Source organism: Nocardioides sp., from assembly GCF_041913365.1.
Classification (GTDB): domain Bacteria; phylum Actinomycetota; class Actinomycetes; order Propionibacteriales; family Nocardioidaceae; genus Nocardioides.
This window is the reverse complement of sequence record NZ_JAYSFM010000003.1, coordinates 233,605-259,416: the sequence shown is the minus strand read 5'-3', so window position 1 is coordinate 259,416 and position 25,812 is coordinate 233,605. Positions and strand designations below refer to the sequence as shown.

Annotated in this window: 27 protein-coding genes; 3 read left to right on the top strand and 24 right to left on the bottom strand. The window is 71.5% G+C overall.

What is annotated here, in order from left to right:
* Positions 1-17: 17 nt before the first annotated feature.
* On the bottom strand, positions 18-2,015 hold the full coding sequence (locus ACE3QY_RS09640) for a protein meaA (RefSeq protein ID WP_374455791.1): 1,998 nt from the start codon (positions 2,013-2,015) through the stop codon (positions 18-20).
* Positions 2,016-2,081: 66 nt separating this feature from the next.
* On the bottom strand, positions 2,082-2,390 hold the full coding sequence (locus ACE3QY_RS09635) for an STAS domain-containing protein (protein WP_374455790.1): 309 nt from the start codon (positions 2,388-2,390) through the stop codon (positions 2,082-2,084).
* A gap of 133 nt (positions 2,391-2,523) precedes the next feature.
* Here ACE3QY_RS09635 and ACE3QY_RS09630 point away from each other — a divergent pair, with 133 nt between their 5' ends.
* Together ACE3QY_RS09630 and ACE3QY_RS09625 are read left to right on the top strand one after the other, a co-directional pair.
* A complete protein-coding gene (locus ACE3QY_RS09630; RefSeq protein WP_374455789.1) occupies positions 2,524-3,108 on the top strand; it encodes a cob(I)yrinic acid a,c-diamide adenosyltransferase in 585 nt (194 codons plus the stop codon).
* Between the two features lie 89 nt (positions 3,109-3,197).
* A complete protein-coding gene (locus ACE3QY_RS09625; protein WP_374455788.1) occupies positions 3,198-4,166 on the top strand; it encodes a diguanylate cyclase in 969 nt (322 codons plus the stop codon).
* 87 nt (positions 4,167-4,253) lie between these two features.
* On the opposite strand, the gene ACE3QY_RS09620 is transcribed toward ACE3QY_RS09625, so the two are convergent.
* Positions 4,254-5,432, bottom strand: a complete 1,179-nt coding sequence (locus ACE3QY_RS09620; RefSeq protein ID WP_374455787.1) for an MFS transporter — start codon at positions 5,430-5,432, stop codon at positions 4,254-4,256.
* An 89-nt stretch (positions 5,433-5,521) separates the two neighbouring features.
* On the opposite strand from ACE3QY_RS09620, the gene ACE3QY_RS09615 reads away from it, so the two are divergent.
* A complete protein-coding gene (locus tag ACE3QY_RS09615) occupies positions 5,522-6,502 on the top strand; it encodes a LacI family DNA-binding transcriptional regulator (RefSeq protein ID WP_374455786.1) in 981 nt (326 codons plus the stop codon).
* Here the strand turns inward: ACE3QY_RS09615 and ACE3QY_RS09610 are convergent.
* The 21 genes from ACE3QY_RS09610 to lysA all read right to left on the bottom strand — a co-directional run bounded on the left by ACE3QY_RS09610 (position 6,499) and on the right by lysA (position 25,807).
* The gene (locus ACE3QY_RS09610) at positions 6,499-6,942 is read right to left on the bottom strand and encodes a DUF2550 domain-containing protein (RefSeq protein ID WP_374455785.1); all 444 of its coding nucleotides are present in this window, start codon (positions 6,940-6,942) and stop codon (positions 6,499-6,501) included. The genes ACE3QY_RS09615 and ACE3QY_RS09610 overlap by 4 nt on opposite strands.
* Before the next feature lie 89 nt (positions 6,943-7,031).
* Complete coding sequence (locus ACE3QY_RS09605) at positions 7,032-7,436, bottom strand: F0F1 ATP synthase subunit epsilon (RefSeq protein ID WP_374455784.1); 405 nt, start codon at positions 7,434-7,436, stop codon at positions 7,032-7,034.
* Positions 7,436-8,893 carry a F0F1 ATP synthase subunit beta gene (atpD, locus tag ACE3QY_RS09600; RefSeq protein ID WP_374455783.1) on the bottom strand — a complete coding sequence of 486 codons (1,458 nt, stop codon included), beginning with the start codon at positions 8,891-8,893 and terminating at the stop codon, positions 7,436-7,438. Before atpD ends, ACE3QY_RS09605 begins: the two co-directional genes overlap by 1 nt.
* A gap of 5 nt (positions 8,894-8,898) precedes the next feature.
* Positions 8,899-9,816, bottom strand: a complete 918-nt coding sequence (locus tag ACE3QY_RS09595; RefSeq protein ID WP_374455782.1) for a F0F1 ATP synthase subunit gamma — start codon at positions 9,814-9,816, stop codon at positions 8,899-8,901.
* Between the two features lie 4 nt (positions 9,817-9,820).
* Entirely contained in the window at positions 9,821-11,461 is a 1,641-nt protein-coding gene (gene atpA / locus ACE3QY_RS09590) for a F0F1 ATP synthase subunit alpha (protein ID WP_374455781.1), read from the bottom strand.
* A 62-nt stretch (positions 11,462-11,523) separates the two neighbouring features.
* The gene (locus ACE3QY_RS09585) at positions 11,524-12,318 is read right to left on the bottom strand and encodes a F0F1 ATP synthase subunit delta (protein ID WP_374455780.1); all 795 of its coding nucleotides are present in this window, start codon (positions 12,316-12,318) and stop codon (positions 11,524-11,526) included.
* On the bottom strand, positions 12,318-12,899 hold the full coding sequence (locus tag ACE3QY_RS09580; protein WP_374455779.1) for a F0F1 ATP synthase subunit B: 582 nt from the start codon (positions 12,897-12,899) through the stop codon (positions 12,318-12,320). The genes ACE3QY_RS09585 and ACE3QY_RS09580 overlap by 1 nt, the downstream gene beginning before the upstream one ends.
* Before the next feature lie 34 nt (positions 12,900-12,933).
* A complete protein-coding gene (atpE, locus tag ACE3QY_RS09575; protein ID WP_236404967.1) occupies positions 12,934-13,119 on the bottom strand; it encodes an ATP synthase F0 subunit C in 186 nt (61 codons plus the stop codon).
* A 125-nt stretch (positions 13,120-13,244) separates the two neighbouring features.
* Positions 13,245-14,042, bottom strand: coding sequence for a F0F1 ATP synthase subunit A (atpB, locus tag ACE3QY_RS09570; protein WP_374455778.1), 798 nt, complete (start codon positions 14,040-14,042; stop codon positions 13,245-13,247).
* A 12-nt stretch (positions 14,043-14,054) separates the two neighbouring features.
* Positions 14,055-14,279 carry a hypothetical protein gene (locus ACE3QY_RS09565; protein ID WP_374455777.1) on the bottom strand — a complete coding sequence of 75 codons (225 nt, stop codon included), beginning with the start codon at positions 14,277-14,279 and terminating at the stop codon, positions 14,055-14,057.
* Positions 14,280-14,308: 29 nt separating this feature from the next.
* Entirely contained in the window at positions 14,309-14,788 is a 480-nt protein-coding gene (locus tag ACE3QY_RS09560; protein ID WP_374455776.1) for a hypothetical protein, read from the bottom strand.
* A 73-nt stretch (positions 14,789-14,861) separates the two neighbouring features.
* Complete coding sequence (locus ACE3QY_RS09555) at positions 14,862-16,088, bottom strand: MraY family glycosyltransferase (protein WP_374455775.1); 1,227 nt, start codon at positions 16,086-16,088, stop codon at positions 14,862-14,864.
* Between the two features lie 5 nt (positions 16,089-16,093).
* The gene (locus ACE3QY_RS09550; protein WP_374455774.1) at positions 16,094-16,759 is read right to left on the bottom strand and encodes an L-threonylcarbamoyladenylate synthase; all 666 of its coding nucleotides are present in this window, start codon (positions 16,757-16,759) and stop codon (positions 16,094-16,096) included.
* Positions 16,756-17,598 (bottom strand): peptide chain release factor N(5)-glutamine methyltransferase, encoded by an 843-nt coding sequence (gene prmC / locus ACE3QY_RS09545; RefSeq protein ID WP_374455773.1) that lies wholly within the window; start codon positions 17,596-17,598, stop codon positions 16,756-16,758. Before prmC ends, ACE3QY_RS09550 begins: the two co-directional genes overlap by 4 nt.
* A gap of 1 nt (position 17,599) precedes the next feature.
* Complete coding sequence (gene prfA, locus ACE3QY_RS09540; protein ID WP_374455772.1) at positions 17,600-18,673, bottom strand: peptide chain release factor 1; 1,074 nt, start codon at positions 18,671-18,673, stop codon at positions 17,600-17,602.
* Between the two features lie 84 nt (positions 18,674-18,757).
* The gene (gene rpmE, locus ACE3QY_RS09535) at positions 18,758-18,979 is read right to left on the bottom strand and encodes a 50S ribosomal protein L31 (protein ID WP_311291292.1); all 222 of its coding nucleotides are present in this window, start codon (positions 18,977-18,979) and stop codon (positions 18,758-18,760) included.
* Between the two features lie 142 nt (positions 18,980-19,121).
* Positions 19,122-20,918, bottom strand: a complete 1,797-nt coding sequence (gene rho / locus ACE3QY_RS09530) for a transcription termination factor Rho (protein ID WP_374455771.1) — start codon at positions 20,916-20,918, stop codon at positions 19,122-19,124.
* 192 nt (positions 20,919-21,110) lie between these two features.
* On the bottom strand, positions 21,111-22,007 hold the full coding sequence (gene thrB / locus ACE3QY_RS09525) for a homoserine kinase (protein WP_374455770.1): 897 nt from the start codon (positions 22,005-22,007) through the stop codon (positions 21,111-21,113).
* Positions 22,007-23,089 carry a threonine synthase gene (thrC, locus tag ACE3QY_RS09520; protein ID WP_374455769.1) on the bottom strand — a complete coding sequence of 361 codons (1,083 nt, stop codon included), beginning with the start codon at positions 23,087-23,089 and terminating at the stop codon, positions 22,007-22,009. The genes thrB and thrC overlap by 1 nt, the downstream gene beginning before the upstream one ends.
* Positions 23,086-24,384: a homoserine dehydrogenase gene (locus ACE3QY_RS09515; RefSeq protein ID WP_374455768.1), complete on the bottom strand. Its 1,299-nt coding sequence runs from the start codon at positions 24,382-24,384 to the stop codon at positions 23,086-23,088. The genes thrC and ACE3QY_RS09515 overlap by 4 nt, the downstream gene beginning before the upstream one ends.
* Positions 24,377-25,807 (bottom strand): diaminopimelate decarboxylase, encoded by a 1,431-nt coding sequence (gene lysA, locus ACE3QY_RS09510; protein ID WP_374455767.1) that lies wholly within the window; start codon positions 25,805-25,807, stop codon positions 24,377-24,379. Before lysA ends, ACE3QY_RS09515 begins: the two co-directional genes overlap by 8 nt.
* Positions 25,808-25,812: the final 5 nt, after the last annotated feature.

The window sequence follows — 25,812 nt, the reverse complement described above, 5'->3', positions numbered from 1 at the left end:
GAGAGTCTGCCAGCCGGTCAGTCCAGGCCGTTGGCCTTGCGGATCACGTCGACGAAGCCGCCCATGATCTCGGTGAGCCCGAAGTCCTTCGGCGTGTAGACCGCGGCCACACCGCGCTCGACCAGCGCCTTGGCGTCCGAGCTCGGGATGATGCCGCCGACGATGACCGGGAGGTCGCCGAGCCCGGCTGCCTCGAGGCCGTCGAGCACGTCGGGCACCAGCTCCATGTGCGAGCCCGACAGGATCGAGAGGCCGACGAGGTGCACGTCCTCGGCCACGGCCGCGGCGACGATCTGCTCGGGCGTGAGGCGGATGCCCTGGTAGATGACCTCGAAGCCCGCATCGCGGGCCCGGACGGCCACCTGCTCGGCGCCGTTGGAGTGGCCGTCGAGCCCCGGCTTGCCGACGAGCACGCGCAAGCGGCCGCCCAGCTCCTCGCCGGTCGCGCGCACCCGCTCGCGCACGGCGCTCAGCTCGGCGCCGGCCTCGGCCACGCCGACGGCGCCGGAGACGCCGGTCGGGGCGCGGAACTCGCCGAACACCTCGCGCAGCGTGCCGGCCCACTCCCCCGTGGTCGCGCCCGCGCGGGCGGCTGCGAGGGTCGGCCGCATCAGGTTCGCGTCGGTCTTGGCGGCCGCCGCGAGGGCGGCCAGGGTCTCGGTCACCTCGGCCTCGTCGCGCTGGGCCTTCCACGCCTCCACGCTCGCGAGCGCGGCCCGCTCGGCCTCAGGGTCGGCGGTCTGGATGGCCGCGTCGAGGTCGGCGGTCAGCGGCGAGGGCTCGGTGGTCTCGAACTTGTTGACCCCGACGATCACCTCCTCGCCCGACTCGATGCGCGCGCGGCGGGCGGCGTGGGCGGAGACGAGGTTCTGCTTCATGTAGCCGGACTCGACCGCGGCGATCGCTCCGCCCATCGCCTGGACGCGGTCGATCTCGGCCTTCGCACCCTCGACCAGCTCGGCGACCTTCGCCTCGATCACGTGGCTGCCGGCGAAGATGTCGTCGTACTCCAGCAGGTCGGACTCGAAGGCGAGGACCTGCTGGAAGCGCAGCGACCACTGCTGGTCCCACGGTCGCGGCAGGCCGAGGGCCTCGTTCCAGGCGGGCAGCTGCACGGCTCGGGCGCGGGCGTCCTTGGACAGCGTCACGCCGAGCATCTCCAGCACGATCCGCTGCACGTTGTTCTCCGGCTGCGCCTCGGTCAGCCCGAGGGAGTTGACCTGCACGCCGTAGCGGAAGCGCCGCATCTTGGGGTCGGTGACGCCGTAGCGCTCCTGGGTGATCTCGTCCCACAGCTGCACGAAGGCCCGCATCTTGCAGGTCTCCTCGATGAACCGGACACCTGCGTTGACGAAGAACGAGATCCGGCCGACGACCTTCTCGAAGTCCTCCTCGGACACCTGCCCGGAGGCCTTGACCTGGTCGAGGACCGCGATCGCGGTGCACAGGGCGTACGCCACCTCCTGCACGGGCGTGGCACCGGCCTCCTGCAGGTGGTAGCTGCAGATGTTGATCGGGTTCCACTTCGGGATCTCGTGGACCGTGTAGGCGATCATGTCGGCGATCAGGCGCAGCGACGCCTCGGGCCCGAAGACGTAGGTCCCCCGGGAGAGGTACTCCTTGATGATGTCGTTCTGCGTGGTGCCGGCGAGCTGGTGGGCCACCTCGTCGGGCGAGAGGTCGGGGTTCTGCTCCTCCGCCACGACCTGGTACATCGCGAGCAGCCACATGGCCGTCGCGTTGATCGTCATCGAGGTGTTCATGGCGGTGAGCGGGATGTCGGCGAACAGCTTGCGCATCTCGCCGAGGTGCGGGACGGGCACGCCGACCTTGCCGACCTCGCCACGGCTCAGCGGGCTGTCGGGGTCGTAGCCGGTCTGGGTGGGGAGGTCGAAGGCCACGCTGAGGCCGGTCTGGCCCTTGGCCAGGTTCGTGCGGTAGAGCGCGTTGGACGCCTCGGCCGTGGAGTGGCCGGCGTAGGTGCGCATCACCCAGGGGCGGTCCTTGTCCGTCATGGCGACAGGGTAGGACGGCGGTTACCCGGGAGTCACCGGGCTGGACGTGTGACGGATCCCTCAGGCTCAGGCGGTGGCGGCGACCCGCTCGACCTCGATCGCGTGGGCGAGCCGGGCGAGGTGGGCCATCCGCCGCACGGCCGGGCCTGGGTTGCGCACGGTGAGGTGGTGGCCGGTCAGCCACGCGTGGCGCGTGGCCACGGCCAGCAGGCGGAGCGCGGTCAGGTCGATCGTCGAGACCCCGGTCATGTCGATGACGACGTCGTCCTCGCCGCCCTCGAGGTGCTCGTAGATGGCGTTGCGGACCTCCGACGTGCTCCGCACGTCGAACGCGCCGTGCAGGACCAGGATGTTCCCGTCCGAGACGATGTCCATCTGGTGCTCCTCACTGACGTCCCCCGACGCCAGGCCCGTGACCGCTGTCACTTCCTAGGACGCATGTGTACCCGATCAGGTTGCACCGATGCCTCACCTTTTCGGCGAGTCCCCGCAAGTAGGCTCCCGCCCTATGGTCAACCTGACGCGCATCTACACCCGCACCGGCGACGCCGGCCGGACCCGGCTCGGCGACATGAGCGAGACGGCGAAGACCGACCCGCGGCTCGAGGCCTACGCCTGCGTCGACGAGGGCAACGCCCAGATCGGCGTCGCCCTGGCGCACGCGGCCACCGACGGGAGCCTCGAGGACGACGTGGTGTCGGTGCTGACCACGATCCAGAACGACCTCTTCGACGTGGGCGCCGACCTCTCCACGCCCGTGGTGCCGGACCCGAAGTACCCGCCGCTGCGCGTCGAGCAGGACTACGTCGACCGCCTCGAGGCCTGGTGCGACCACTACAACGAGTCGCTGCCCGCGCTGCGGTCGTTCATCCTCAACGGCGGCACCGTGGCCGCGGCGCACCTCCACGTCGCGCGCACCGTCGTACGTCGTGCCGAGCGGGCGGCGTGGGCGGCCTGGGGCGAGCACGAGGCGACCATGAACCCGCTGGCGATCACCTACCTCAACCGCCTCTCCGACCTGCTCTTCATCCTGGCCCGGCACGCGAACCGCGAGAACGGCGACGTGCTGTGGGTCCCGGGCGGCGAGCGCTGAACCCGTCCCACCGCCCGATTCCCCCGCGGGACCCGTCCCCCGTGTCCCACAATGGACCGGACCGGCCCTGATCGATCTCGAGGAGACGCGTGACCGCGCAGCCCACCCACGCCCACGCCGGGATGCCCCGGCTGACCGGGGTGTCCACGTTCGACGAGGCGACCCGGCTGGTCCTGGACTACCTGCAGAAGCAGGTGCCGATGGACTTCTGGACCGTCTCGCGCGTGATCGACGGCAGGCAGGTCTACCTCGAGGTCACGCCCAACGAGCTCGACCTGGCGGTCGGCGACGGCCCCAAGTGGGAGGACTCGCTGTGCCACTCCATGTGGGAGGAGGGCGGCCCCCGGGTGGCACCCGACGTGTCCCGGGTGCGGCAGTACGCCGGCATCGAGGCGGCGCGCGCGCTCTCGGTCGCCAGCTATGTCGGCATCCCGCTGTTCAACAGCGACAACACGCTCTTCGGCACGGTCTGCGGCATCGACTCCTCGGTGCGCGGTGACGCGTTCGTCGAGATCGCCCCGCAGCTGGAGCTGCTCGGCCAGATGCTGTCGGTGGTCCGCATGCTCGACGACCAGGCGGTCTGGCTGTCCCGTCAGCTCGAGGCGACCCTGCGGGAGGCGGAGACCGACCCGCTGACCGGTCTGCGCAACCGACGGGCCTGGCGCCGGGCGTGCGAGGTCGAGGAGGGACGCCACCACCGGCTGGGCGACCACGCCAGCATCGTCGTGCTCGACCTCGACGGCCTCAAGCAGGTCAACGACCGCGACGGCCACGCCGCCGGCGACGCGATGCTCCAGCGGGCCGCCGGGGTGATCCGGGCCGGTTGCCGGCGCACCGACGTGGTCGCGCGGCTCGGCGGCGACGAGTTCGGCGTGCTGTGCCCCCAGACGACGGCCGCCGAGGTCGCGCACGTGGTCGAGCGGCTGCGCGCCGAGCTCGACGCAGCGGGGTTGTCCGCCGGGATCGGCTCGGCGACGCTCGACCAGGTCGGCACGATGGGCGAGACCGAGGCGATCGCGGACGCCGCGATGTACGCCGACAAGCGGCTCCGCCGCTGACACTGGCTGGCTGATGATCCTGCCCGGCCCGGAGACCCTGCTCGGGACGGGCGAGAGCCTCGACACCCCCGGGGCGCTGATGCGCTCCTAGGCCGTCTCCTGGCGAGCAGCGGGAGTCGTGCTGCGCTGCTCTCGGGCCGAGGGCACCACGAGGGCCGCGGGCATCAGCAGCACGGCGACGACCAGCAGCGCCTTGAGCGTGCCGACCTGGTCGCCGACGAAGCCGAGGAAGGGCGGGCCCGCCAGGAACGCGGCGTAGCCGATGGTCGACACGACGCTCACCCGCGACGCCGCGCGGACCGGGTCGTCGGCCGCGGCGCTCATGCCGACCGGGAAGCCGAGCGAGGCGCCGATGCCCCAGAGCACGATGCCGAGCACGACGAGGACGGGCTGGTCGGCAAAGACGATCAGCAGCACGCCGGCACCGGCGAGGACCATCGTGCCCCACAGCACGAGGACGCGGCCGAAGCGGTCGATCAGACCGGTGCCGACGAAACGACCGGCGGTCATCGCGAGGACGAAGACCGCGAAGCCGGCGACCCCCACGGCGTGCGAGACGTCGTGGCCGTCGACGAGGGCGACCGCGAGCCAGTCGTTGGCGGTGCCCTCGGTCATCGCCAAGGCGAGCACCATGACGCCGATGAGCAGGGTCCGCGGCTCGAGCCAGGCACGAGCGGCCGACGTGGTGTGCTCCGCGTGCGACTCGGCCACCGGCAGGAACGACGGGGACGTGCGCCACACCAGCAGCACCGCGACCAGCACGATGCCGACCAGGTGCACGGACGAGGGGACGGACAGCTCGATCAGCAGCGCTCCGAGCAGGGCGCCCACGACCGTGCCGCCGCTGAAGCCGGCGTGGAAGCGCGGCATGATCGTGCGCCGCAGGCTGCGCTCGACCTCGGCTCCCTCGACGTTCATCGCCACGTCCCAGACCCCGATGCCGAGGCCGTAGACGAAGAGGCCGACGACGGTCACGGGCAGCAGCTGGCCGAGCCCCAGGGCCGCGGTGAGCATGCCGATCGTGGCCGCGGCCGAGCCGAACCGGACGATCCGGACGGTGCCCCACCGGTTGATCAGGGCACCGCTGGTGGGGAGCGCGAGCACCGAGCCGAGCGCGATGGCGAGGAGGACCAGGCCGAGCCGGCCGTTGGAGAGGTCGAAGCTCGACCTGACCTCCGGGATCCGCGACACCCAGCTGGCGAACACCAGACCGTTGAGGAAGAACGACAGCCCGACGGCGTTGCGGGCGGCGGTCAGGGTGGGCACGGGCGCTCCTCGGACGGGCTCGGGCGGGCATCGTCGCGCGGCGCAACGAAACGTTTCGATCGAAACGATTCGATGCTAGCCTCTCCCCCGTGTCCGGTCCAACCCGCGCCCCCACCCTGGCCGACGTGGCCACCGCCGCCGGGGTGTCGCTGTCGACGGCGTCGCTCGCCTTCTCGGGCAACAAGCCGGTCTCCGCCGCCACCCGCGAGCGGGTGCTCGCCGCCGCCGCGACGCTGGGCTACGCAGGACCCAACCCGCTCGCCCGCAACCTGCGGCAGGGCCGCAGCGGCGTCGTCGGCATCGCGGTCGGTCGCCTCAGCACGGCGTTCCGCGACCCGGCGGCGCTGCCGATGCTCGACGCCGTCTCCGAGGTCCTCGAGTCGGCCGGGGTGGGCCTGCTGCTGATGGCCGACGGCGACGAGCAGAGCCGGCTGCCCCTCGACGCGGTCATCTACGACAACTGCGGCCGCGAGACCTGGGCGGCGTACGACGACCTCGTGGCGCGCGACGTGCCTCTGGTCGTCGTCGAGGGTCCGGCGTGGCCCGGCACGACGTTCATCGACGTCGACCACCGCGCCGGCTCGACCGCCCTGGCCGAGCACCTCCACCAGCTCGGGCACCGGCGCGCCGCGCTGCTCACCCTCGAGGCCTCGCACCCGCAGCGCGAGCGCGAGGCCGGTATCCGGGCGGTCTTCCCCGACGCCCACACCATCGGTGCGTGCCCCAGCGACCACGAGGCGGCCCAGTCGATCGTTGCGGCCTACCTCGACTCAGCCCCCGACGTCACCGCGGTCGTCTGCCAGAGCGACGTGCAGGCCGCGGCGGTCGTCACCGAGGCGCGCCGCCGCGGGACGCGGGTCCCCGAGGACCTCAGCGTCGCGGGCTTCGACGGCGTGCCGACGCCGTGGCTCGACCTGGAGCTCACGACGGTGGTCCAGCCGATCGCCGAGAAGGGCCGCGCCACGGCCGAGGCGGCGCTCGCCCGCGTCGACGGCGAGGACGTCGCCGACGTGCTGCTCCCGGTCGCGCTGCGCGTCGGGGAGTCGACTGGACCGGCCAGGACGGGCTAGCGCCGGTTCCAGTCGGTGCCGGGCGGGCCCGACTCGAGCCAGGCCTGGAAGCCGGTCAGCGAGGCCTCACTCATCGCGATCTCGAGCGGCTCGCCGGCGTAGTGGCAGGAGGCCACCACGTGGCCGTCGTAGAGCGACATCTCCTCGGGCCCCGCGGGCGCCCGCCGGCCGGAGTACTCGAGGTGGTCACGGGCCCAGACGCGCTTGGGGCGCGGGGACAGCGAGAAGATCCGGAACCACTCGAGGGACTGCCCGGAGTAGCGGCCGATCCCGAGCAGCCAGCCGCGACCGGGGTGCTCGGTGCGGACCCGGTAGCTCAGCTCGAACGTGCCGCCGTTGCGGGCCAGCAGGCGGCGCCGGACGATGAGCGAGATGCCGTAGAGCAGGGCCAGCAGAAGGGCGAGCCCGACGATGTCGAGCATCCACTCCCAGACCGGCATCCACACCCTCCACACGCCGACAGAAACAAGGTGAGCGCACGAACCGTGTGGTTCGTGCGCTCACCCTAGCGGTCGCGTGGGAAGACCTCTCAGGAGGCCCGTTCCGCGGCACGCACGCGTGCCTCGGCGCGGCGTACCTTCTCCTGCGCCTCGTCGTCGTTCTCGCCGGCCTGCTTGCACCGCTCGAGCTCGGCGCGCGCCTGCTCCAGGTCGATCTCGTGGGACATCTCGGCCCGCTCGGAGAGGATCGAGACCCGGTTGTCGGCCACCGACAGGAAGCCGGCGTCGACCGCCGCGACCCAGGTCTCGCCGTCGACCGTCTGCACGTCCACCACGCCCTCGATGATCGAGGACAGCAGCGGCGCGTGGTTGGGCAGGATGCCGACGTCGCCCTCGGTCGTGCGGGCGATGACCATGGTGGCCTGGCCCGACCAGACGAGCCGGTCGGCGGCGACCAGCTCGACCTGGAGGACCTTGTCGGTCGACTCGGCCATCAGAGGCTCTTCTGGATCTCGGCCCACTTCTGCTCGACGTCGTCCAGACCGCCGCACATGAAGAAGGCCTGCTCGGCCACGTGGTCGTACTCGCCGTCAGCGATCTTGTTGAACGCCTCGATGGTGTCGGCCACCGGGACGGTCGAACCCTCGATGCCGGTGAACTGCTTGGCGACGTAGGTGTTCTGCGACAGGAAGCGCTGGATACGACGGGCCCGGGAGACGATGATCTTGTCCTCCTCGGACAGCTCGTCGACACCGAGGATCGCGATGATGTCCTGGAGCTCCTTGTTGCGCTGGAGGATCTGCTTGATGCGGATCGCGCAGCGGTAGTGCTCGTCGCCGATGTACTGCGGGTCGAGGATCCGCGAGGTCGACGTGAGCGGGTCCACGGCCGGGTAGATGCCGAGCGAGGCGATCTCTCGCGAGAGCTCGGTGGTCGCGTCGAGGTGCGCGAAGGTCGTGGCCGGAGCCGGGTCGGTGTAGTCGTCGGCCGGCACGTAGATCGCCTGCATCGAGGTGATCGAGTGACCGCGCGTCGAGGTGATGCGCTCCTGGAGCTGGCCCATCTCGTCGGCGAGGTTGGGCTGGTAGCCCACGGCGGACGGCATGCGGCCGAGCAGCGTGGAGACCTCGGAGCCGGCCTGGGTGAAGCGGAAGATGTTGTCGATGAAGAGCAGCACGTCCTGCTTCTGCACGTCGCGGAAGTACTCCGCCATGGTCAGCGCCGACAGGGCGACGCGCAGGCGGGTGCCCGGCGGCTCGTCCATCTGGCCGAAGACGAGGGCGGTCTGACCGAGGACGCCGGCCTCCTCCATCTCGACGATGAGGTCGTTGCCCTCACGGGTGCGCTCACCGACGCCCGCGAACACCGACACGCCACCGTGGTCCTTGGCGACGCGGGCGATCATCTCCTGGATCAGCACGGTCTTGCCGACGCCGGCACCACCGAACAGGCCGATCTTGCCGCCCTGGACGTAGGGGGTGAGCAGGTCGATGACCTTGATGCCGGTCTCGAACATCTGGGTCTTGGACTCCAGCTGGTCAAACGCGGGCGCCTTGCGGTGGATGCCCCAGCGCTCGTTGACCTCGAAGGTCTCGCCCTCCTCGAGGTTGAGCACGTCGCCGGTCGTGTTGAACACCTTGCCCAGCGTGGCGTCGCCGACCGGCACGGTGATCGACTCACCGGTGTCGGTCACCTGCGCGCCGCGGACCAGGCCGTCGGTGGGCTTCATCGAGATCGCACGGACCATGCCGTCGCCGATGTGCTGGGCGACCTCGAGCGTGATGGTCGTGGTCTCGCCGGAAAGGGTCAGGTCGACCTTGAGGGCGTTGTAGATCGCCGGCATCGCGTCGGTCGGGAACTCGATGTCCACGACCGGGCCGATGACGCGCGTGATGCGACCGACCGAGCCGGCCGCGCCGGAGGTCTGGGTCTCTTCAACAGTGGCAGTCATTTCTCTCACTCACTCCCGGCGTTGGCGTCGGCAAGGGCGTTGACGCCACCGACGATCTCGCTGATTTCCTGGGTAATGCCGGCCTGGCGGGCCTGGTTGGCGATTCGGGTGTACTTCTTGATGAGCTCGTCGGCGTTGTCCGTGGCGGACTTCATCGCCTTCTGACGGGCGGCCAGCTCGGAGGCGGCCGCCTGCAGCAGGGCGAAGAAGATCCGGCTCTGGACGTAGCGCGGGAGCAGGGAGTCGAGCACCTCCGCGGGGGACGGCTCGAACTCGTAGAGCGGCAGGACGTCGTCCTTGTCCGGAGCCTCCGTGCCCTCGACGACCTCCAGCGGGAGGAGTCGCACGGCGGTGGGCTCCTGGCTGAGCATCGAGCGGAACCGCGTGTAGACCACGTGGACCTCGTCGACGGCGTGCTCGTCGGAGTCGGAGTCACCGAGGAAGGCCGCGATCAGCGTGGACCCGATCTCGGCGGCCACGTCGTAGGTCGGCTGGTCGGAGAACCCGGTCCAGGCCTGGACGATGGCGCGCTGGCGGAACTTGAAGTAGGCCTCGCCCTTGCGACCGCTGGTGTAGAGGTCGACGGACTTGCCCTCCTCCTTGAGCTTCTCGACGAGGCGCTCGGCCTCCTTGAGCACGCTCGAGGAGTAGGCGCCGGCCAGGCCGCGGTCGGAGGTGACCACGAGGACGGCGGCCCGCTTGGGGTCCTCCGGCTCGGTCGTCAGCGCGTGGTCGACGTTGGAGAACGTCGCCACGGCCGAGACCGCGCGGGTCAGCTCACGGGCGTACGGCGCTGCCGCCTGCGCCCGCTGCTGCGCCTTGATGATCCGCGACGCGGCGATGAGCTCCATCGCACGCGTGATCTTCTTCATCGACTCCGTCGACTTGATCCGCGCGCGGTACTCGCGTACGGAGAGAGCCATGGCGTCAGCCCCGCTTCTGCTTGACGATCTGCTCCTGCTCGACGTCCTCGTCCTCGAGGGCGACGTGCTCTTCCTTGCCGGCCTTGATGCTCTGGCCGTCGGAAGTCTCGAACTGGTCGAGGAAGGAGTCGTAGGCCTTCGCGAGCTCGGCCTCGGCGTCGTCGTCGAGCTTCTGCGTCTCCCGCACGCCGGCGAGGATGCCCTCGTGGCTGCGGCGGAGGTAGTCGAGGAACTCGGCCTCGAAGCGCAGCACGTCGTCGGTGGGGACCTTGTCGAGGCGGCCGGTGGTGCCGAGCCACAATGACGCGGTCATCTCCTCGAGCGGGTACGGCGAGTACTGCGGCTGCTTGAGCAGCGCCATCAGGCGCTGGCCGCGGTCGAGCTGCTGGCGCGAGGCCGCGTCGAGGTCGGAGGCGAACATGGCGAACGCCTCCATCGCGCGGAACTGCGCCAGGTCGACCTTGAGCGAGCCGGTGACGGCCTTCATCGCCTTGGTCATCGCCGAGCCACCCACGCGCGAGACCGAGACACCCACGTCGATGGCGGGGCGCTGGTTGGCCGCGAACAGGTCGGACTGCAGGAAGATCTGGCCGTCGGTGATCGAGATGACGTTGGTCGGGATGAACGCCGAGACGTCGTTGGCCTTGGTCTCGATGATCGGCAGGCCGGTCATCGAGCCCCTGCCCATGTCGTCGGAGAGCTTCGCGCAGCGCTCGAGCAGCCGGCTGTGCAGGTAGAACACGTCACCCGGGTAGGCCTCACGGCCCGGCGGGCGGCGCAGCAGCAGCGACACGGCGCGGTAGGCCTCGGCCTGCTTGGTCAGGTCGTCGAAGACGATCAGGACGTGCTTGCCCTCGTACATCCAGTGCTGGCCGATGGCCGAGCCGGTGTAGGGGGCGAGGTACTTGAAGCCGGCCGAGTCGGACGCCGGGGAGGCCACGATGGTCGTGTACTCCAGCGCGCCGGCCTCCTCGAGGGCGCCACGCACGGAGGCGATGGTCGAGCCCTTCTGGCCGATGGCGACGTAGATGCAGCGGACCTGCTTGTCCGGGTCGCCGGACTCCCAGTTCTGCTTCTGGTTGATGATCGTGTCGATGGCGATGGTGGTCTTGCCGGTCGCACGGTCACCGATGATCAGCTGGCGCTGGCCGCGGCCGATCGGGGTCATCGCGTCGATGGCCTTGATGCCGGTGGCGAGCGGCTCGTGGACCGACTTGCGCTGCACCACGGTCGGCGCCTGGAGCTCGAGCGCACGACGACCGGAGGTCTCGATGTCGCCGAGGCCGTCGATCGGCTGGCCGAGCGGGTCGACGACGCGACCGAGGTAGCCCTCGCCCACGGGGACCGACAGGATCTCGCCGGTGCGGCGGACCGCCTGGCCCTCCTCGATCTTGTCGAAGTCACCCAGGACCACGACGCCGACCTCGCGGGTGTCGAGGTTCAGGGCGATGCCCAGCGTGCCGTCCTCGAACTCGAGCAGCTCGTTGGCCATGACCGAGGGCAGTCCGCTCACGCGGGCGATGCCGTCAGCGGCCTCCGCGACGGTGCCGACCTCTTCCGTGGTCGCCGACTCGGGCTTGTAGTCCGACACGAAGCGCTGCAGCGCGTCCCGGATCTCGTCCGGACGGATGGACAGCTCCGTCATTTCACTCACCTGTTTCTCTGGGTCTGCTCGAAAGAACTTGTGGGGTCTGTGGATCTGGTGGGTCAGCCGGCGAGCTTGCGCCCGGCCTCGTCGAGGCGGCTCGCGACCGTCCCGTCGATGACGTCGTCACCGATGTCGACCCGGATGCCGCCGATGACCTCGGGGTCGATGACGACGTTGAGGTGCACGGTGCGGCCGTAGGTGCGCGAGAGCACCGCCTGCAGCCGCTCGCGGTCGGTCTCGGCCAGCGGCCGGGCGACGCGCACCGTGGCGACCCGCTGCTCGCGGACCTCCGCGGCCACCTTCTGGTACTCGTTCAGCGCCACGCCGACGGTGCGGTGGCTGCCCGAGAGCGCCTGCTGCACCAGCGAGACCGTCGACGGCAGCACCTTCTCCGCCAGCAGCCCGCTCACCAGGGTGGACTTGTCCGCCCGGCTGCGGGCCGGGTCGGAGAGCGCCTCGCGCAGCTCGGGGCTGCTCTGGACCAGCTGGCCCACCGCGAAGAGCTCGTCCTCGAGGCGGTCGGCCTGGTCGGCCGAGGACCGGACCACGGCGACCACGCCGAGCTGCTCGAGGGCGTCGGCGAGGTCACGCGCAGCGGTCCAGCGCTGGGCCACAGCGGTGGTCACCACCTCGAGCGCCTCCCCCGACACCTTGCCGGTCAGCACGTCGCGGACCAGCCCGGCCTTCGCCTCGCCGGGGACGGACACGTCGGTGGCGACGCGGCGCAGGCCCGGCTCGGCGCGGAACAGGTCCGCCGCCCCGAACAGGTCCTGGCCCACCTTGCGCAGGTCGCCGGTGCCGGGCAGCACACCGGCTGCCGCGGCGTAGGCGTCTGCGGACGCACCTCGCATCATCAGTTGACGCTCCCCGACGTGGTGCCGCCCTGGGCCTCCAGGTCCGCGAGGAAGCGCTCGACCACGCGGCTCTGGCGGGCCTCGTCCTCGAGGCTCTCCCCCACGATGCGACCGGCGAGACCGGTCGCGAGGGAGCCGACCTCGGCACGGAGCGAGGTGACCGCCTGCTGGCGCTCGGCCTCGATCTGGGTCTTGCCGTGCTCGACGATGCGGTTGGACTCGGCCTGGGCCTGCTCCCGCATCTCGGCCACGATCTGGGCACCCTGCTCACGCGCCTCCTCACGGATGCGCGCCGCCTCGTGCCGCGCGTCGGCGAGCTGCTTCTCCAGCTCGGCGAGCTTCGCGTCGGCCTCGGCCTGCTTGGTCTCGGCCGCGGCCAGGCCGCCCTCGATCGCCTGCGTGCGCTCGGCGAAGGTCTGCTCGAAGCGCGGAGCCACGAACTTCCAGATGAGGAACAGCAGCAGGCCGAAGACGACCAGCGACAGGGCAGCCTCGACGGGCACGAAGCCGAGCGGGTTCTCCGGGGCGTGGCCGCCCTCGGTGGGCTCGGTTCCTTCCGCGAGGAAGATCAGATTCTGCATGGCAGTCCTTCGTCAGTCGTGCAGGCGGGTCGTGTCAGAGGACGAACGCGAGCGCGATACCGATGATGGCGAGCGCCTCGGCGAGGGCGAAGCCCAGGATGGCGATCGACTGGAGGCGGCTCTGGGCCTCGGGCTGACGGGCGACGCCGGAGATGTAGGCGGCGAAGATCAGGCCGATACCGACACCGGGGCCGATCGCAGCGAGACCGTAACCGACCATGTTGAGGGAGCCTTCCACGGCTTTTTCCTTTCGGTTGGTGAAGCGTGAGCTCTGGGTTGAGCCCGGGGTGGAGCTTCGGTGTGAATCAGGGTGGAAATCTGGGGGGGACGCTGGTGGTGCTGGGCTCAGTGCTCGTCGGCGAGGGCGCCGGAGATGTACATCGCGTTGAGCAGGGTGAAGACGTAGGCCTGCAGGAACTGGACCAGGAGCTCGAGGAACGAGATCGCGATCGCGAGCACCCAGGCGAGCGGGCCGGCGACGTAGCCGATGCCGCCGTACTCCAGCAGGAACAGGCCGCCGGTGGAGAACAGGATGAGCAGCAGGTGGCCGGCGAACATGTTGGCGAAGAGACGGAGGGCCAGCGTGACCGGGCGGACCAGGATGTTGGAGAAGAACTCGAGCGGCACCAGCAGCGGGTACATCACCGGGCTCACGCCGCTCGGGACGCTCTGGAGCTTGAGGTAGCCCAGGAAGCCGTGCTTCTTGATGCCGACCGCGTTGTAGATGACCCAGCTCAGCGCGGCCAGCGCGTAGGCCATCGAGGCTCGCGAGAACGTCGGGAACTGGATGCCCGGGATCGACGCGAACGCGTTGTTGACCAGGATGAAGAAGAAGATCGTCACCAGGTAGGGGACGAACTTGAGGAAGTCGTGGCTGCCGATGATGTCGCGGCCGATCGAGTTGCGGACCATGCCGTAGGCGCTCTCGCCGGCGAACTGCAGGCGACCCGGCACCAGGGTGGCGCGGCGGAACGCGGCGTAGAAGAAGACGAAGACCACGACCGCGCCGAGGACCAGCTGGACCATGGGCTTGGTGATCGCGGTGTCACCGATGTGGAACAGCGCGACCTCGGAGAAGTCGAAGCTGTTGGGGCCCGGGGCGACGAACTCGCCGCCGGACTCAGCCATCGTGATGCCGATCATCGAGTCAGTCTCCTACTGGCTTGCCTTGTTGAACCGTGCATATGTCATGTAGATCCCGAAGCCGGCACCGATGAGGATGCCGATCGCCACGAGGAAGTCCGTACCGAGCCACCGGTCGAGTGCCCAGCCAGCGAGACCGTAGACGCCCACACCCGAGACGATGTAGCCGAAGGCGTGCCAGGGGTCGCCCTTGGGGGTGTCGTCGGGTCCGGCCGTCGGGGGAAGCTGTCGAGCCATCGCGGTCCGCACACTAGCAGCGGATTCGGTCATCGCTCACCCCCGGGGTGGTCGACCAACTCGTCGCTGGGAGAGGCCTGCGAGGGCAGCTCGTAGACCGGGATCCGCTGACGCGTAGCCGTCACCAGCTGGCCGGTCACCCAGAGCAGCGTCACCGCGATCACGGCGGCCGCGAACCAGCCCCGCGAGAGCTCTGCCTCGCTCACGCCGGCGCGCTCGATGGCGGCGATGCAGAGCGCCAGCACCAGGAGCTGGAGGGCGTACGTCATGAGCGCGACGAGCAGCGACGCGGACGGCATCAGCCGCGCGACCACGGTCACCACGGCGACCCCGAGTGCGAACACCGCGAGGGTCAGCACTCCCCCGCCCGCCGCGCCCACCACGGCACCGCGGCCGTCGACGAGAGCGGCGAGGACCACGAGGACGAGGACCGCGACGGCACCTGCACCCAACGCACCGAGGAGCGGTGACAACCCGTTGCGGGTGTCGTGCTTCGACTCGGTCGTCATGGCGGCGGCCTGTCCGTTGGGGGCGTTCTTGACTGCTCGTGAAAACTATCACAAAGTCCCGGACCCCCTCCAGTCAGGGTCCCGGCAGGTGCTCCTCGCGCGGGTGCTGCTCCCCCGACGATGCCTCATCCGGAGCCTCGGCGCGACCCTCGGGCACGGCGTTCTCCGGCAGGCCGGTGTCACCCAGCCCGGTCTTGCGCGGCCGGTGCACCTTCGGCAGCACGAACGTCAGCAGCACGGTCAGCGCGAGCATCGTGCCGAGGCCGAACCACACCCAGACCGCGTCCTCCAGGCTGACGACGACGGCGCCCGTGGCGAGCGTGAACGCCCACATCCACATGATGAGGACCGCACGCCGCTGGGAGTGGCCGATCTCGAGCAGGCGGTGGTGGAGGTGCTGCTTGTCCGCGCTCATCGGGGACCGTCCCGCACGGGTGCGACGTACGACGGCCAGCACGAGGTCGACGATCGGCACCATCAGCAGCGAGATGGGCAGCAGCACCGGCAGCAGGTTGACGAACAGGCTGTTGCCGTCGGTCTTCGGCAAGCCGAAGAACTGGCCGGTCAGCGTCACCGCGCTGGCCGACAGCACCAGGCCGATCAGCATCGACCCCGAGTCGCCCATGAAGAGGCGGGCCGGGTGGAAGTTGTGCGGGAGGAAGCCAGCGCAGGCGCCGGCCAGCGCGGCGCTGAGCAGGGCGCCGGTGGTGGCCAGGGTGAGGTTGCTCTGGGCCGAGGCGGAGTAGCAGTAGAGGAAGAAGGCCGCGGCACCGATGCCGACCACGCCGGCGGCGAGGCCGTCGAGGCCGTCGACGAAGTTGACCGCGTTCATGGTGCCGATGACCACGACCATCGTGAGCAGCGCGCTCTGGGCGTCGTCGAGCGCGAACTGCGTGCCGTCGGCCCCCGGGAAGTAGTAGAAGCGGACCCCCATCGAGAAGAGCAGGCCCGCGGCGAGCACCTGTCCGCCGAGCTTGGTGAGCGCGTCGAGCTCGTAGATGTCGTCCACGACGCCGACGGCGCAGACCAGTGCGCCGGCGAGCAGGACGACGCCGGCGTCCTTGAAGACGAAGACCTCGCTGCGGCCGCCGAGGAACGGCAGCTCGCGCGCCACGACGTACGCCGCGCACAGCCCGCCCAGCATCGCCAGGCCGCCGAGGTAGGGGATCGGCTCGGCGTGCACGTCGCGGTCGCGGACGGCCGCGACGGCCCCGGTGCGCAGCGCGATCTCGCGGGCGATGACGGTGAGCAGGTAGGTCACCGACAGGGCGACCAGGAAGACGAGGAGGTACTCCCGCACGCGGCCTAGCCCTCGTCCGTCAGCACGACCCCGTGCTCGTCGATCGCGGCGTTGAGCACGTCGAGGGAGAGGGCGCCGAGCCGCAGCACGCGCCCCTCGGGCACGGTCACGTCGATGATCGTGGAGGCCTCGCCGCCGGGCGAGGCGCCGCCGTCGACGATGACCGCCACGGCGTCACCGAGCATCTCCTCGGCCTGGTCGGCGTCGGTGGCGGCCGGACGGCCGGTCAGGTTGGCCGAGCTGACGGCCAGCGGGCCGGTGCGCTCGAGGACCGCGAGCGCGACCTCGTCGTCGGGCATCCGGACCGCGACGGTGCCCCGGGTCTCGCCGAGGTCCCACATCAGCGAGGCCTGCTGCCGGCAGACGAGGGTGAGCGGACCGGGCCAGAACTGCTCGACCAGCGTGCGCGCCCAGGTCGGCACCCCCTCGGCGAGGGCATCGAGCGTCGTCGCGGCGGAGACCAGCACCGGCGGCGGCATGTCGCGGCCGCGGCCCTTGGCCTCGAGCAGGCCCTTCACGGCGTCGTGCGAGAAGGCGTCGGCGGCGATGCCGTAGACGGTGTCCGTCGGGATGACCACCAGCTCTCCGCGTCGTACGGCGGCAGCCGCGGCGGTCACCGCCGCCTCCCGCTCCTCCTCGGTCGAGGTCGCAAGCCTGTCCACGGCGCTCATCGTGCCAGTCGCGCGGTGAGATAGCGGGGTCGACCCGCGAGGTCGCGGTGGTCGGCCACGTCGAGCCACCGCCCGGAGGCCGCGAAGACGCCCGGGGCGGACTCCCCCTGGACATCCGCGTGCTCGGCGCCGACCACTCCCCCGGGTCGCAGCAGCAGCGCGGCGCGCTGCTCCAGCACCCGGATCGCGTCGAGGCCGTCCTGCCCGGAGAACAGGGCGAGGTGCGGGTCGTGGTCGCGTGCCTCGGCGGCCACCGACTCCCACGCCTCGAGCGGGATGTAGGGCGGGTTGCAGACCACCACGTCGACCGTGCCCCGGAGGTCGTCGAAGGCGGTGGCGAGGTCGCCGTGGCGCAGGTCGACGCCGGTGCCGCTGAGGTTGCGCTCGGCCCAGGCCAGCGCGCCCTCGTCGAGCTCCACCGCGTGCACCTCGGCGTCGGGCACCTCGTCGGCGACCGCCCGGGCGATCGCGCCGGAGCCGGTGCAGAGGTCGACCACGACCGCCGCACGGTCGAGCGCGCCGGCCTGCTCGATCGCCCAGCCGGCGAGGAGTTCGGTCTCCGGGCGGGGCACGAAGACCCCGGGGCCGACGGCCAGCTCGACGTGGCGGAACGCCGCGGTGCCGGTCAGGTGCTGCAGCGGCTCACGGGAGGCTCGTCGCGCCAGCAGGTCGGCGTACTGCTTGTGCGTCTCGGGAGCCAGGTCGTCGACCAGCGGCAGGCGGCCGAGCGGCACGCCGAGCAGGTGTGCGAGCAGCAGGTCGGCGTCGCGCTCGGGCGAGGCGACCCCGGCGTCGCGGAGCCGGGCGGCACCCTCGCGCCGGGCGAGGCTGGCCCGCACGTCAGCCCTCCAGGGCGGCGAGGCGGGCCGCCATGTCGGCCTCGACGCACGAGTCGAGCACCGGCTGGAGGTCGCCGTCGAGGACCTGGTCGAGGTTGTAGGACTTGTAACCGGTGCGGTGGTCGGAGATCCGGTTCTCCGGGAAGTTGTAGGTGCGGATCCGCTCGGAGCGGTCGACCGTGCGCACCTGCGACCTGCGGGCCTCGCTCGCCTCGGCGTCCGCGGCGTCCTGGGCGGCCTGGAGGAGGCGGGCGCGCAGGATGCGCATCGCCTGCTCCTTGTTCTGCAGCTGGCTCTTCTCGTTCTGGCAGCTCACCACGATGCCGGTGGGCAGGTGCGTGATCCGGACGGCGGAGTCGGTCGTGTTGACGCTCTGGCCGCCGGGCCCGCTCGAGCGGAAGACGTCGATGCGCAGGTCGTTCTCGTCGATGGTGACGTCGACCTGCTCGGCCTCCGGCATCACGAGGACGCCGGCAGCGGAGGTGTGCACGCGCCCCTGCGACTCGGTGACCGGGACCCGCTGCACCCGGTGCACGCCGCCCTCGAACTTCAGCAGCGCGTACGGCGCCTGGCCGGGCTCGACGGTGCCGCGCGCCTTGACCGCCGCGGTGACCGACTTGTAGCCGCCGAGGTCGGACTCGGTGGCGTCGAGGACCTCGACGCTCCAGCCGCGCTGCTCGGCGTAGCGGGAGTACATCCGGAGCAGGTCGCCGGCGAAGAGCGCGGACTCCTCGCCGCCCTCCCCCGACTTGATCTCCAGCAGGGCGTCCTTGCCGTCGGCGGGGTCGCGGGGCACGAGCAACCGGCGCAGCCGCTCCTCGGACGCGTCGCGGCGGGCGGAGAGGTCGTCGGCTTCCTGGGCGAACGCCGGGTCGTCGGCGGCGAGCTCACGCGCGGCCTCGATGTCGTCACCGAGCTGGACCCACTCCTGCCACGTGGTGACAACCGCGGTCAGCTCGGCGTAGCGCTGGTTGAGCTGCTTGGCCAGGCGCTGGTCGGCGTGGGTCTCGGGGAGGGCCAAGCGTCGCTCGAGCTCGGCGTGCTCCTCGCGCATGCCCTCGACGGCCTCGAACATCGCTCCTCCTGCTGATCACACGACCCGGACAGACGACAAGGCGCCGGCCACCCGCGAGTGCGGGCGACCGGCGCCTGACGTGGACTACTTCTTGTCAGCAGCCTTCTTGGCGTAGCGGGCCTCGAAGCGGGCGACGCGGCCGCCGGTGTCGAGGATCTTCTGCTTGCCGGTGTAGAACGGGTGGCACTGCGAGCAGACATCGGCGTGGATCGTGCCGGAGGTCGCGGTGCTGCGGGTGGTGAACGACGCGCCACAGGTGCAGGTGACCTGGGTCTCGACGTACTCGGGGTGAGTGTCCTTCTTCATGGGTGTCCTCTCGAATTGCTCCGGGTCGCCCGCGTGGATCGCGTAGGACGTGAACCGGAACCGACGCACAAGTGTGCCACCGGTGTGAACAACGATGCCAATCCGGGGATTCCCTCCTGGGAACCCCCCGGTACGGCGACGGTCAGCGGCCGCCGACGACCTTGACCACGGCCTGCTGCGAGTCCGCCGCAGCGAGCTGCTTGCGCAGGTCGCCGACGACCGCGCCCTCGGCCGGGGCGAGCAGCTTCTCCTCATGGCGGGTGCCGGAGGCGGCGACGTCGACCGCCGGGACGATGCCCTTGGCCGCCCGCTCCGCGCTGAGCACCAGCTCGAGGTTGGCCGTGCCGGCGAGCTCTTCCAGGAAGAACTCGTCGGTCGCCGATCCCGTGCCGACGGTGACGGTGGCGAGGATGGTCAGCGAGCCGCCGTCCTCGATCGTGCGGGCCGCGCCGAAGAACTCCTTGGTCGGGTGGACCGCCGAGGCGTCCACGACCCCGCCCAGCACCCGACCGTTGGCCGGTGCCGCCAGGTTGTAGGCGCGGCCGAGGCGGGTCAGCGAGTCGAGCAGCACGACCACGTCGTGGCCGAGCTCGACGAGCCGCTTGGCGCGCTCGATGGCGAGCTCGGCGACGAGGGTGTGGTCGGCGGGCTGGCGGTCGAACGTCGACGCCACGACCTCACCCTTGACCGCACGCTGGAAGTCGGTGACCTCCTCGGGGCGGGTGTCGACGAGCACCACCATCACGTGGCACTCGGGGTTGTTGGCCGTGATCGACTGCGCCACCGACTGGAGCAGCGAGGTCGCGCCCGTACGCGGCGGGGTGAGCACCAGGCCGCGCTGGCCCTTGCCGACCGGAGCCGCGACGTCGATGACCCGGCCAGTGAGGTTGGCGTCGTCGGTGGCCAGCCGGAGCCGCTGGTGCGGGTGCACCGGGACCGCGTCGGCGAAGTCCGGGCGCTCCTTGGCGCCCTCGGCCTCGGTCCCGTTGACGCTGTCGATGCGGACCATCGGGTTGAACTTCTCGCGGCGCTCGCCCTCGCGTGGCTGGCGTACCTGGCCGACGACCGCGTCGCCGCGGCGCAGGTGGTACTTCCGGACCATCGACAGGGACAGGTAGACGTCCTCGGGGCCGGGCAGGTAGCCCGAGGTCCGCACGAACGCGCAGTTGTCGAGCACGTCGAGGATGCCCGCGGCGGGCACCAGGACGTCGTCCTCGAGGATCGTGGTGTCGGGCTCGTTGCGGCCACCGGTCCGGGCCGTGGTCCGGTCCCGGCCGCGGCGGCGACGGTTGCGGCGGCTGCCGCCCTCGCCGTCCTCGTCGTCGTCAGGGTGCTGGCCCTGCTGCTGGCCCTGCTGCTGGTTCTGCTGCTTGTTCTGGTTGGCCTGCTTCTGCTGGCCCTGCTTCTGCTCGTTCTGGTCGGACTTCTGGTCGTCCCGGGCCTCGTTCTTCTGGCCCTGGCCCTGCTTCTGGCCACCCTGCTTCTGGTCCTGCTTCTGGTCCCGCTTCTGACCGTCCGGCTTCTGGCCCTGCGTCTGGCCGTCCTGCGGCGTCGGCTCGGCCTGGTCGGCGGACTGCTCGGCCCGCTCGGCCTGGCGCTGCTTGCGGGTGCGGGTGCGCACCGTCGTCTGCGCGGCCGGCTCAGCGGAACGGGCCTCATCGGAACGCGTCTCGGCGGCGGGCTCGGCGGGGGCCTGCGCCGGCGCCTGCTCGGCCTTCGCACCGGCGCCCGACTGGGCCGCCTTGATCGCGTCGACGAGCTGCGCCTTCTTCATCGAGCCTGCTCCGGCGATGCCGAGGCCACCGGCCATCGACTTGAGGTCGGCGAGCAGCATCGAGCTGAGGCCGCCCGACTTCGACGCGGCCTTCTTCGCGGGCCGGGTGGTCTCGGCTGCCTCGGGGGCAGCGTTCTCCGCGGTGGCAGAGGGAGTCTCGGTCACGTGGATCCTTCGCACGTTGCGTCGCCTGCGGGACCGGTCACGCGGCCACCGAGGCGGAAGGTGTGTCGCCCGAGGCGCCCGAGGACGGGCGGGCCGGCAACCGGCCGGGCGAGTGCGCCGAACGGCGCGCGCTCAGGTTAGCAGGGTCCCCGTCCGCGGACGGCCCGACGCCGCCGATCCCCTCCCGTCGGGTCAGACGATCAGCGCGCCCGCGGGCTCGACCACCAGGTCGTGGCACGCCCAGCCGTCGGGGCAGCGGGCGGTCAGCGAGGAGGTGTCGGTGGAGCCGAAGGCCAGCACCGTCGGCCCGGCACCGGACACCACGGCCGGTACGCCGTCCGCGCGGAGGCGGCGTACGAGCGCCAGCGTCTCGGGCATCGCGGGCTCGCGCTGGTCCTGGTGCAGCCAGTCGCGGGTGGCGGCCAGCAGGTGCTCGGGCTGCCCGGCGAGGGCGGCCACGAGGAGCGCGGCCCGGCCCGAGTTGGCGGCTGCGTCGGCGTGCGGGACGGTCTGCGGCAGCAGCCCGCGCGCGACCTTGGTCTCGACGCCGGTCGGCGGCACGAACGCGACGGCGGTGATCCGCGGGTCGACCCCGACGCGAACGGCGTACCAGTGGTCGGCCTCGCGCCCGGAGACGACGAATCCGCCGTAGAAGGCAGGAGCAACGTTGTCGGGGTGGCCCTCGAGGTCGGCGGCGAGGTCGAAGAGCGCCTCGTCGGAGGCGAGCAGCTGCCCCCCGGCCACCAGCCCGCGGGCCAGCACCACGCCGGCGACGATCGCCGCCGACGACGAGCCGAGGCCGCGGGCGTGCGGGATGACGTTGTGGCAGGAGAGCCGGAGCCCGGGCGGCTGCGCCCCCATCAGCTCGAAGGCCGCGCGCATCGCCCGCACCACGAGGTGCGACTCGTCGCGGGGGACGCCGTCGGCGCCGGCACCCTCGACCTCGACGACGAGGCCCTCGGGGAGCACCTCGGCCTCGAGCTCGTCGCGCAGCGAGAGGGCCAGGCCGAGCGAGTCGAAGCCGGGCCCGAGGTTGGCCGAGGTCGCCGGGACCGTGACCCGCACCGGGCCGTCGACGAACTGGGGCATCAGGCGAGTCCGGCGGCGGCCGCGGCCGCGTCCACGTCGGCGTCCACGACCGTGTCGACGATGTCGCCGCACGACTCCAGCGCCGTCGCGGTGTCCTTGAGCCCGTGGCCGGTCACCGTGATCGCCACGGTCGAGCCGGCGAAGGACTCCCCGCCCGCGACCGCGGCCAGCAGGCCGGCGACACCCGCCGCGGAGGCGGGCTCGACGAAGACGCCGTCGTGGCGGGCCAGCTCGAGCTGGGCGGCGAGGATCTGCGCGTCGGAGAGCGCCGCGAAGCCGCCCTCGGACTCCTTGGCCGCCTGCTCGGCGAGGTGCCAGGAGGCCGGGTTGCCGACGCGGATCGCGGTGGCCTTGGTCTCGGGGTGCGGGAACGGCTCGCCGGTCACGAGCGGCGCCGCGCCCTCGGCCTGGAAGCCGCGCATCCGGGGCCGCTTCGTGGCCAGGCCGAGCTCGGCGTACTGCTGGTAGCCGAGCCAGTACGCCGAGATGTTGCCGGCGTTGCCCACCGGCAGCAGGTGGAAGTCGGGGGCGTCGCCGAGGAAGTCGACGATCTCGAAGGACGCGGTCTTCTGGCCCTGGAGGCGGACCGGGTTGACCGAGTTCACCAGCTCGACGGGATAGTCCTTGGACAGCCCGATGGCCATCGCGAGGCAGTCGTCGAAGTTGCCGCGCACCATGATCACCTGCGCGCCGTGCACGACCGCCTGGGCGAGCTTGCCGGCCGCGATCTTGCCCTCGGGGATGAGGACGAGCGGCTTGAGGCCAGCCTTCGCGGCGTACGCCGCCATCGACGCGGACGTGTTGCCGGTCGAGGCGCACACCACGGCCTGCGCGCCGAGGTGCCGGGCGTGGGAGATGGCCGCGGTCATGCCGCGGTCCTTGAAGGAGCCGGTCGGGTTGTCGCCCTCGACCTTGAGCCACACCTCGGCGCCGGTCACGCCGGAGAGCCACTCTGAGTGCACGAGCGGGGTGCCGCCCTCACGCAGGGTGACCGCCGCGATGCCGTCGGGCAGGTCGAGCAGGTCGCGGTACTCCTGGATCACGCCGCGCCACTGGTGGGTCCTGGCCGTCCGGGTGCTCATTCGTCGCCTCCCTCGACCCGCATCACCGAGGTGACCTCGCGGACGATGTCCATGTCCCGCAGCTGCTGCACGGTGGCGCTGAGCGCGGCGTCGGGAGCCGCGTGCGAGACGACCACGAGCTGCGCGTCGGCGCCGCGGCCCTCCTGGCGGACGGTCTGGATGGAGACGTCGTGGTCGGCGAAGGCGTTGGCCACCGCCGCCAGCACGCCAGCGCGGTCGTCGACGTCGATCGCGACGTGGTAGCGGGTGCGGGTCTCCCCCATCGGCTGCACCGCGCGGTCGGCGTAGGCCGACTCCCCCGCGCCGCGGGTCTCGGCGAGCCGGTTGCGCGCGACCGTGACGAGGTCGCCGAGCACGGCGCTGGCCGTGGGCGCGCCGCCGGCACCGGGGCCGTAGAACATCAGCTGGCCGGCGGCCTCGGACTCCACGAACACCGCGTTGTAGGCCTCGCGCACGCTGGCGAGCGGGTGCGACCGCGGGATCATCGCGGGGTGCACGCGGGCGGCGACCTGGTCGCCGCGCAGCTCGCAGATGGCGAGCAGCTTGACCACCGAGCCCATGTCGCGGGCGCTGGCGACGTCGGCCGCGGTGACCTCGGAGATGCCCTCGCGGTAGACGTCGGAGGCGGTCACGCGCGAGTGGAACGCCAGGCTGGCGAGGATCGCGGCCTTCGCGGCGGCGTCGAAGCCCTCGACGTCGGCGGTCGGGTCTGCCTCGGCGTAGCCGAGCTCCTGGGCCTCCTCGAGCGCCTCGGAGAAGCCGGCGCCGGAGGTGTCCATCTTGTCGAGGATGAAGTTGGTCGTGCCGTTGACGATGCCAAGGACCCGGGTGACCTTGTCACCGGCCAGCGACTCGCGCAGCGGCCGCAGGATCGGGATCGCGCCGGCCACGGCCGCCTCGTAGTAGAGGTCGCGCTCGGCCTTGGCGGCCGCCTCGAAGAGGGTGGGGCCGTCCTCGGCGAGCAGCGCCTTGTTGGCCGTGACGACGCTCGCGCCGTTCTCCAGCGCGGAGAGGATCAGCGACCGCGCGGGCTCGATGCCGCCGATCACCTCGACGACCAGGTCGACGTCGTCGCGCGCCACCAGCCCGGCGGCGTCGGTGGTCAGCAGTCCGTCGGCCACTTCGACCTCGCGCGGCGCGTCGAGGCGGCGTACGGCGACCCCGACCAGCTCAACGGGCACGCCCACCCGGGCCGCGAGGTCGTCGTGCTGCTCGGTCAGCAGCCGCACCACCTGGGAGCCGACCGCACCGCAGCCGAGCACCGCCACGCGGAGCCGCTTGTCACCCTCACTCATCGAACACACCCACATCGGTCGCCAACAGGTCGGCCTCAGTCTCCCTGCGCAGGACGGTGAAAGTCTTCCCGTCCCGAACTCCGATCACCGGAGGACGCAGGGCGTGGTTGTAGTTGGACGCCATGGATCTGCAGTAGGCACCGGTGCCGGGGACCGCGACGAGGTCGCCGGGACGCACGTCGCCGGGCAGGAACTCGTCCTTCACCACGATGTCGCCGGCCTCGCAGTGCTTGCCGACCACGCGGGCCAGCGCGGGCGCGGCGGCCGAGGAGCGGGACGCCAGGGTGGCGGAGTAGTCGGCGTCGTAGAGGGCGGTGCGGATGTTGTCGCTCATCCCGCCGTCGACGGAGACGTAGGAGCGGCGCGCGCCGCCGTCGAGGGCGACCTCCTTGACCGTGCCGACCTCGTAGACCGTGCACATCGCCGGTCCGACGATGGCGCGGCCGGGCTCGATGGACAGCCGGGGCTCGGCGACGCCGAGGGCGCGGCACTCGTGCTCGACGATCTTGGTCATCTCGGTGGCCAGCTGCGAGGGGTCGGCCGGGTCGTCCTGGGTGGTGTAGGCGATGCCGAAGCCGCCGCCGAGGTCCATCTCGGGCATCTCGACGCCGACCTCCTCGCTCACCGTGGCGTGCAGGGCCAGCACGCGGCGGGCGGCCACCTCGAAGCCGGAGGTGTCGAAGATCTGGCTGCCGATGTGGGAGTGCAGGCCCAGCAGGCGCAGCCCCGGTGCCTCGTGCACGCGGCGTACGGCGTCGAGCGCGTCGCCGCTGGCGATCGAGAAGCCGAACTTCTGGTCCTCGTGGGCCGTGGCGATGTACTCGTGCGTGTGGGCCTCGACCCCGGCGGTCACCCGCACCATGACCCCGATGCCCTCGGTGGTTGAGGTGCGAGCGCCAGCGAGCCTCGAAACCACCTCGGCCAGCCGCTCGATCTCGTGGAACGAGTCGACGATGACCCGCCCCACGCCGAGCTCGACGGCGCGCTCGAGCTCGCGGAGCGTCTTGTTGTTGCCGTGGAAGCCGACCCGCTCCATCGGGAAGCCGGCCCGCTCGGCCACGGACAGCTCGCCGCCGGAGCACACGTCGAGCGAGAGCCCCTCCTCCGCCAGCCAGCGGGCGACGGTCGTGCAGAGGAACGCCTTGCCCGCGTAGAAGACGTCGTAGTCGGCGAACGCGTCGCGGAACGCCCGGGCTCGGGCGCGGAAGTCGTCCTCGTCCAGGACGTACGCCGGCGAGCCGTGCTCGCGGACCAGCTCGGGCAGCGGCACTCCCCCGACGGCCAGCACGCCGTCGGTCTTGGTGGTCGTGCGCGACCAGAGGTGGTCGACCAGCGCGTTGGGGTCGGCGGGCTCACGCAGCCAGTGGGGGCCTCGCAGCGCACCGTCCGCGTGCGCCCAGCCGGACGGGTGTGCGGTCGGCACGCCCG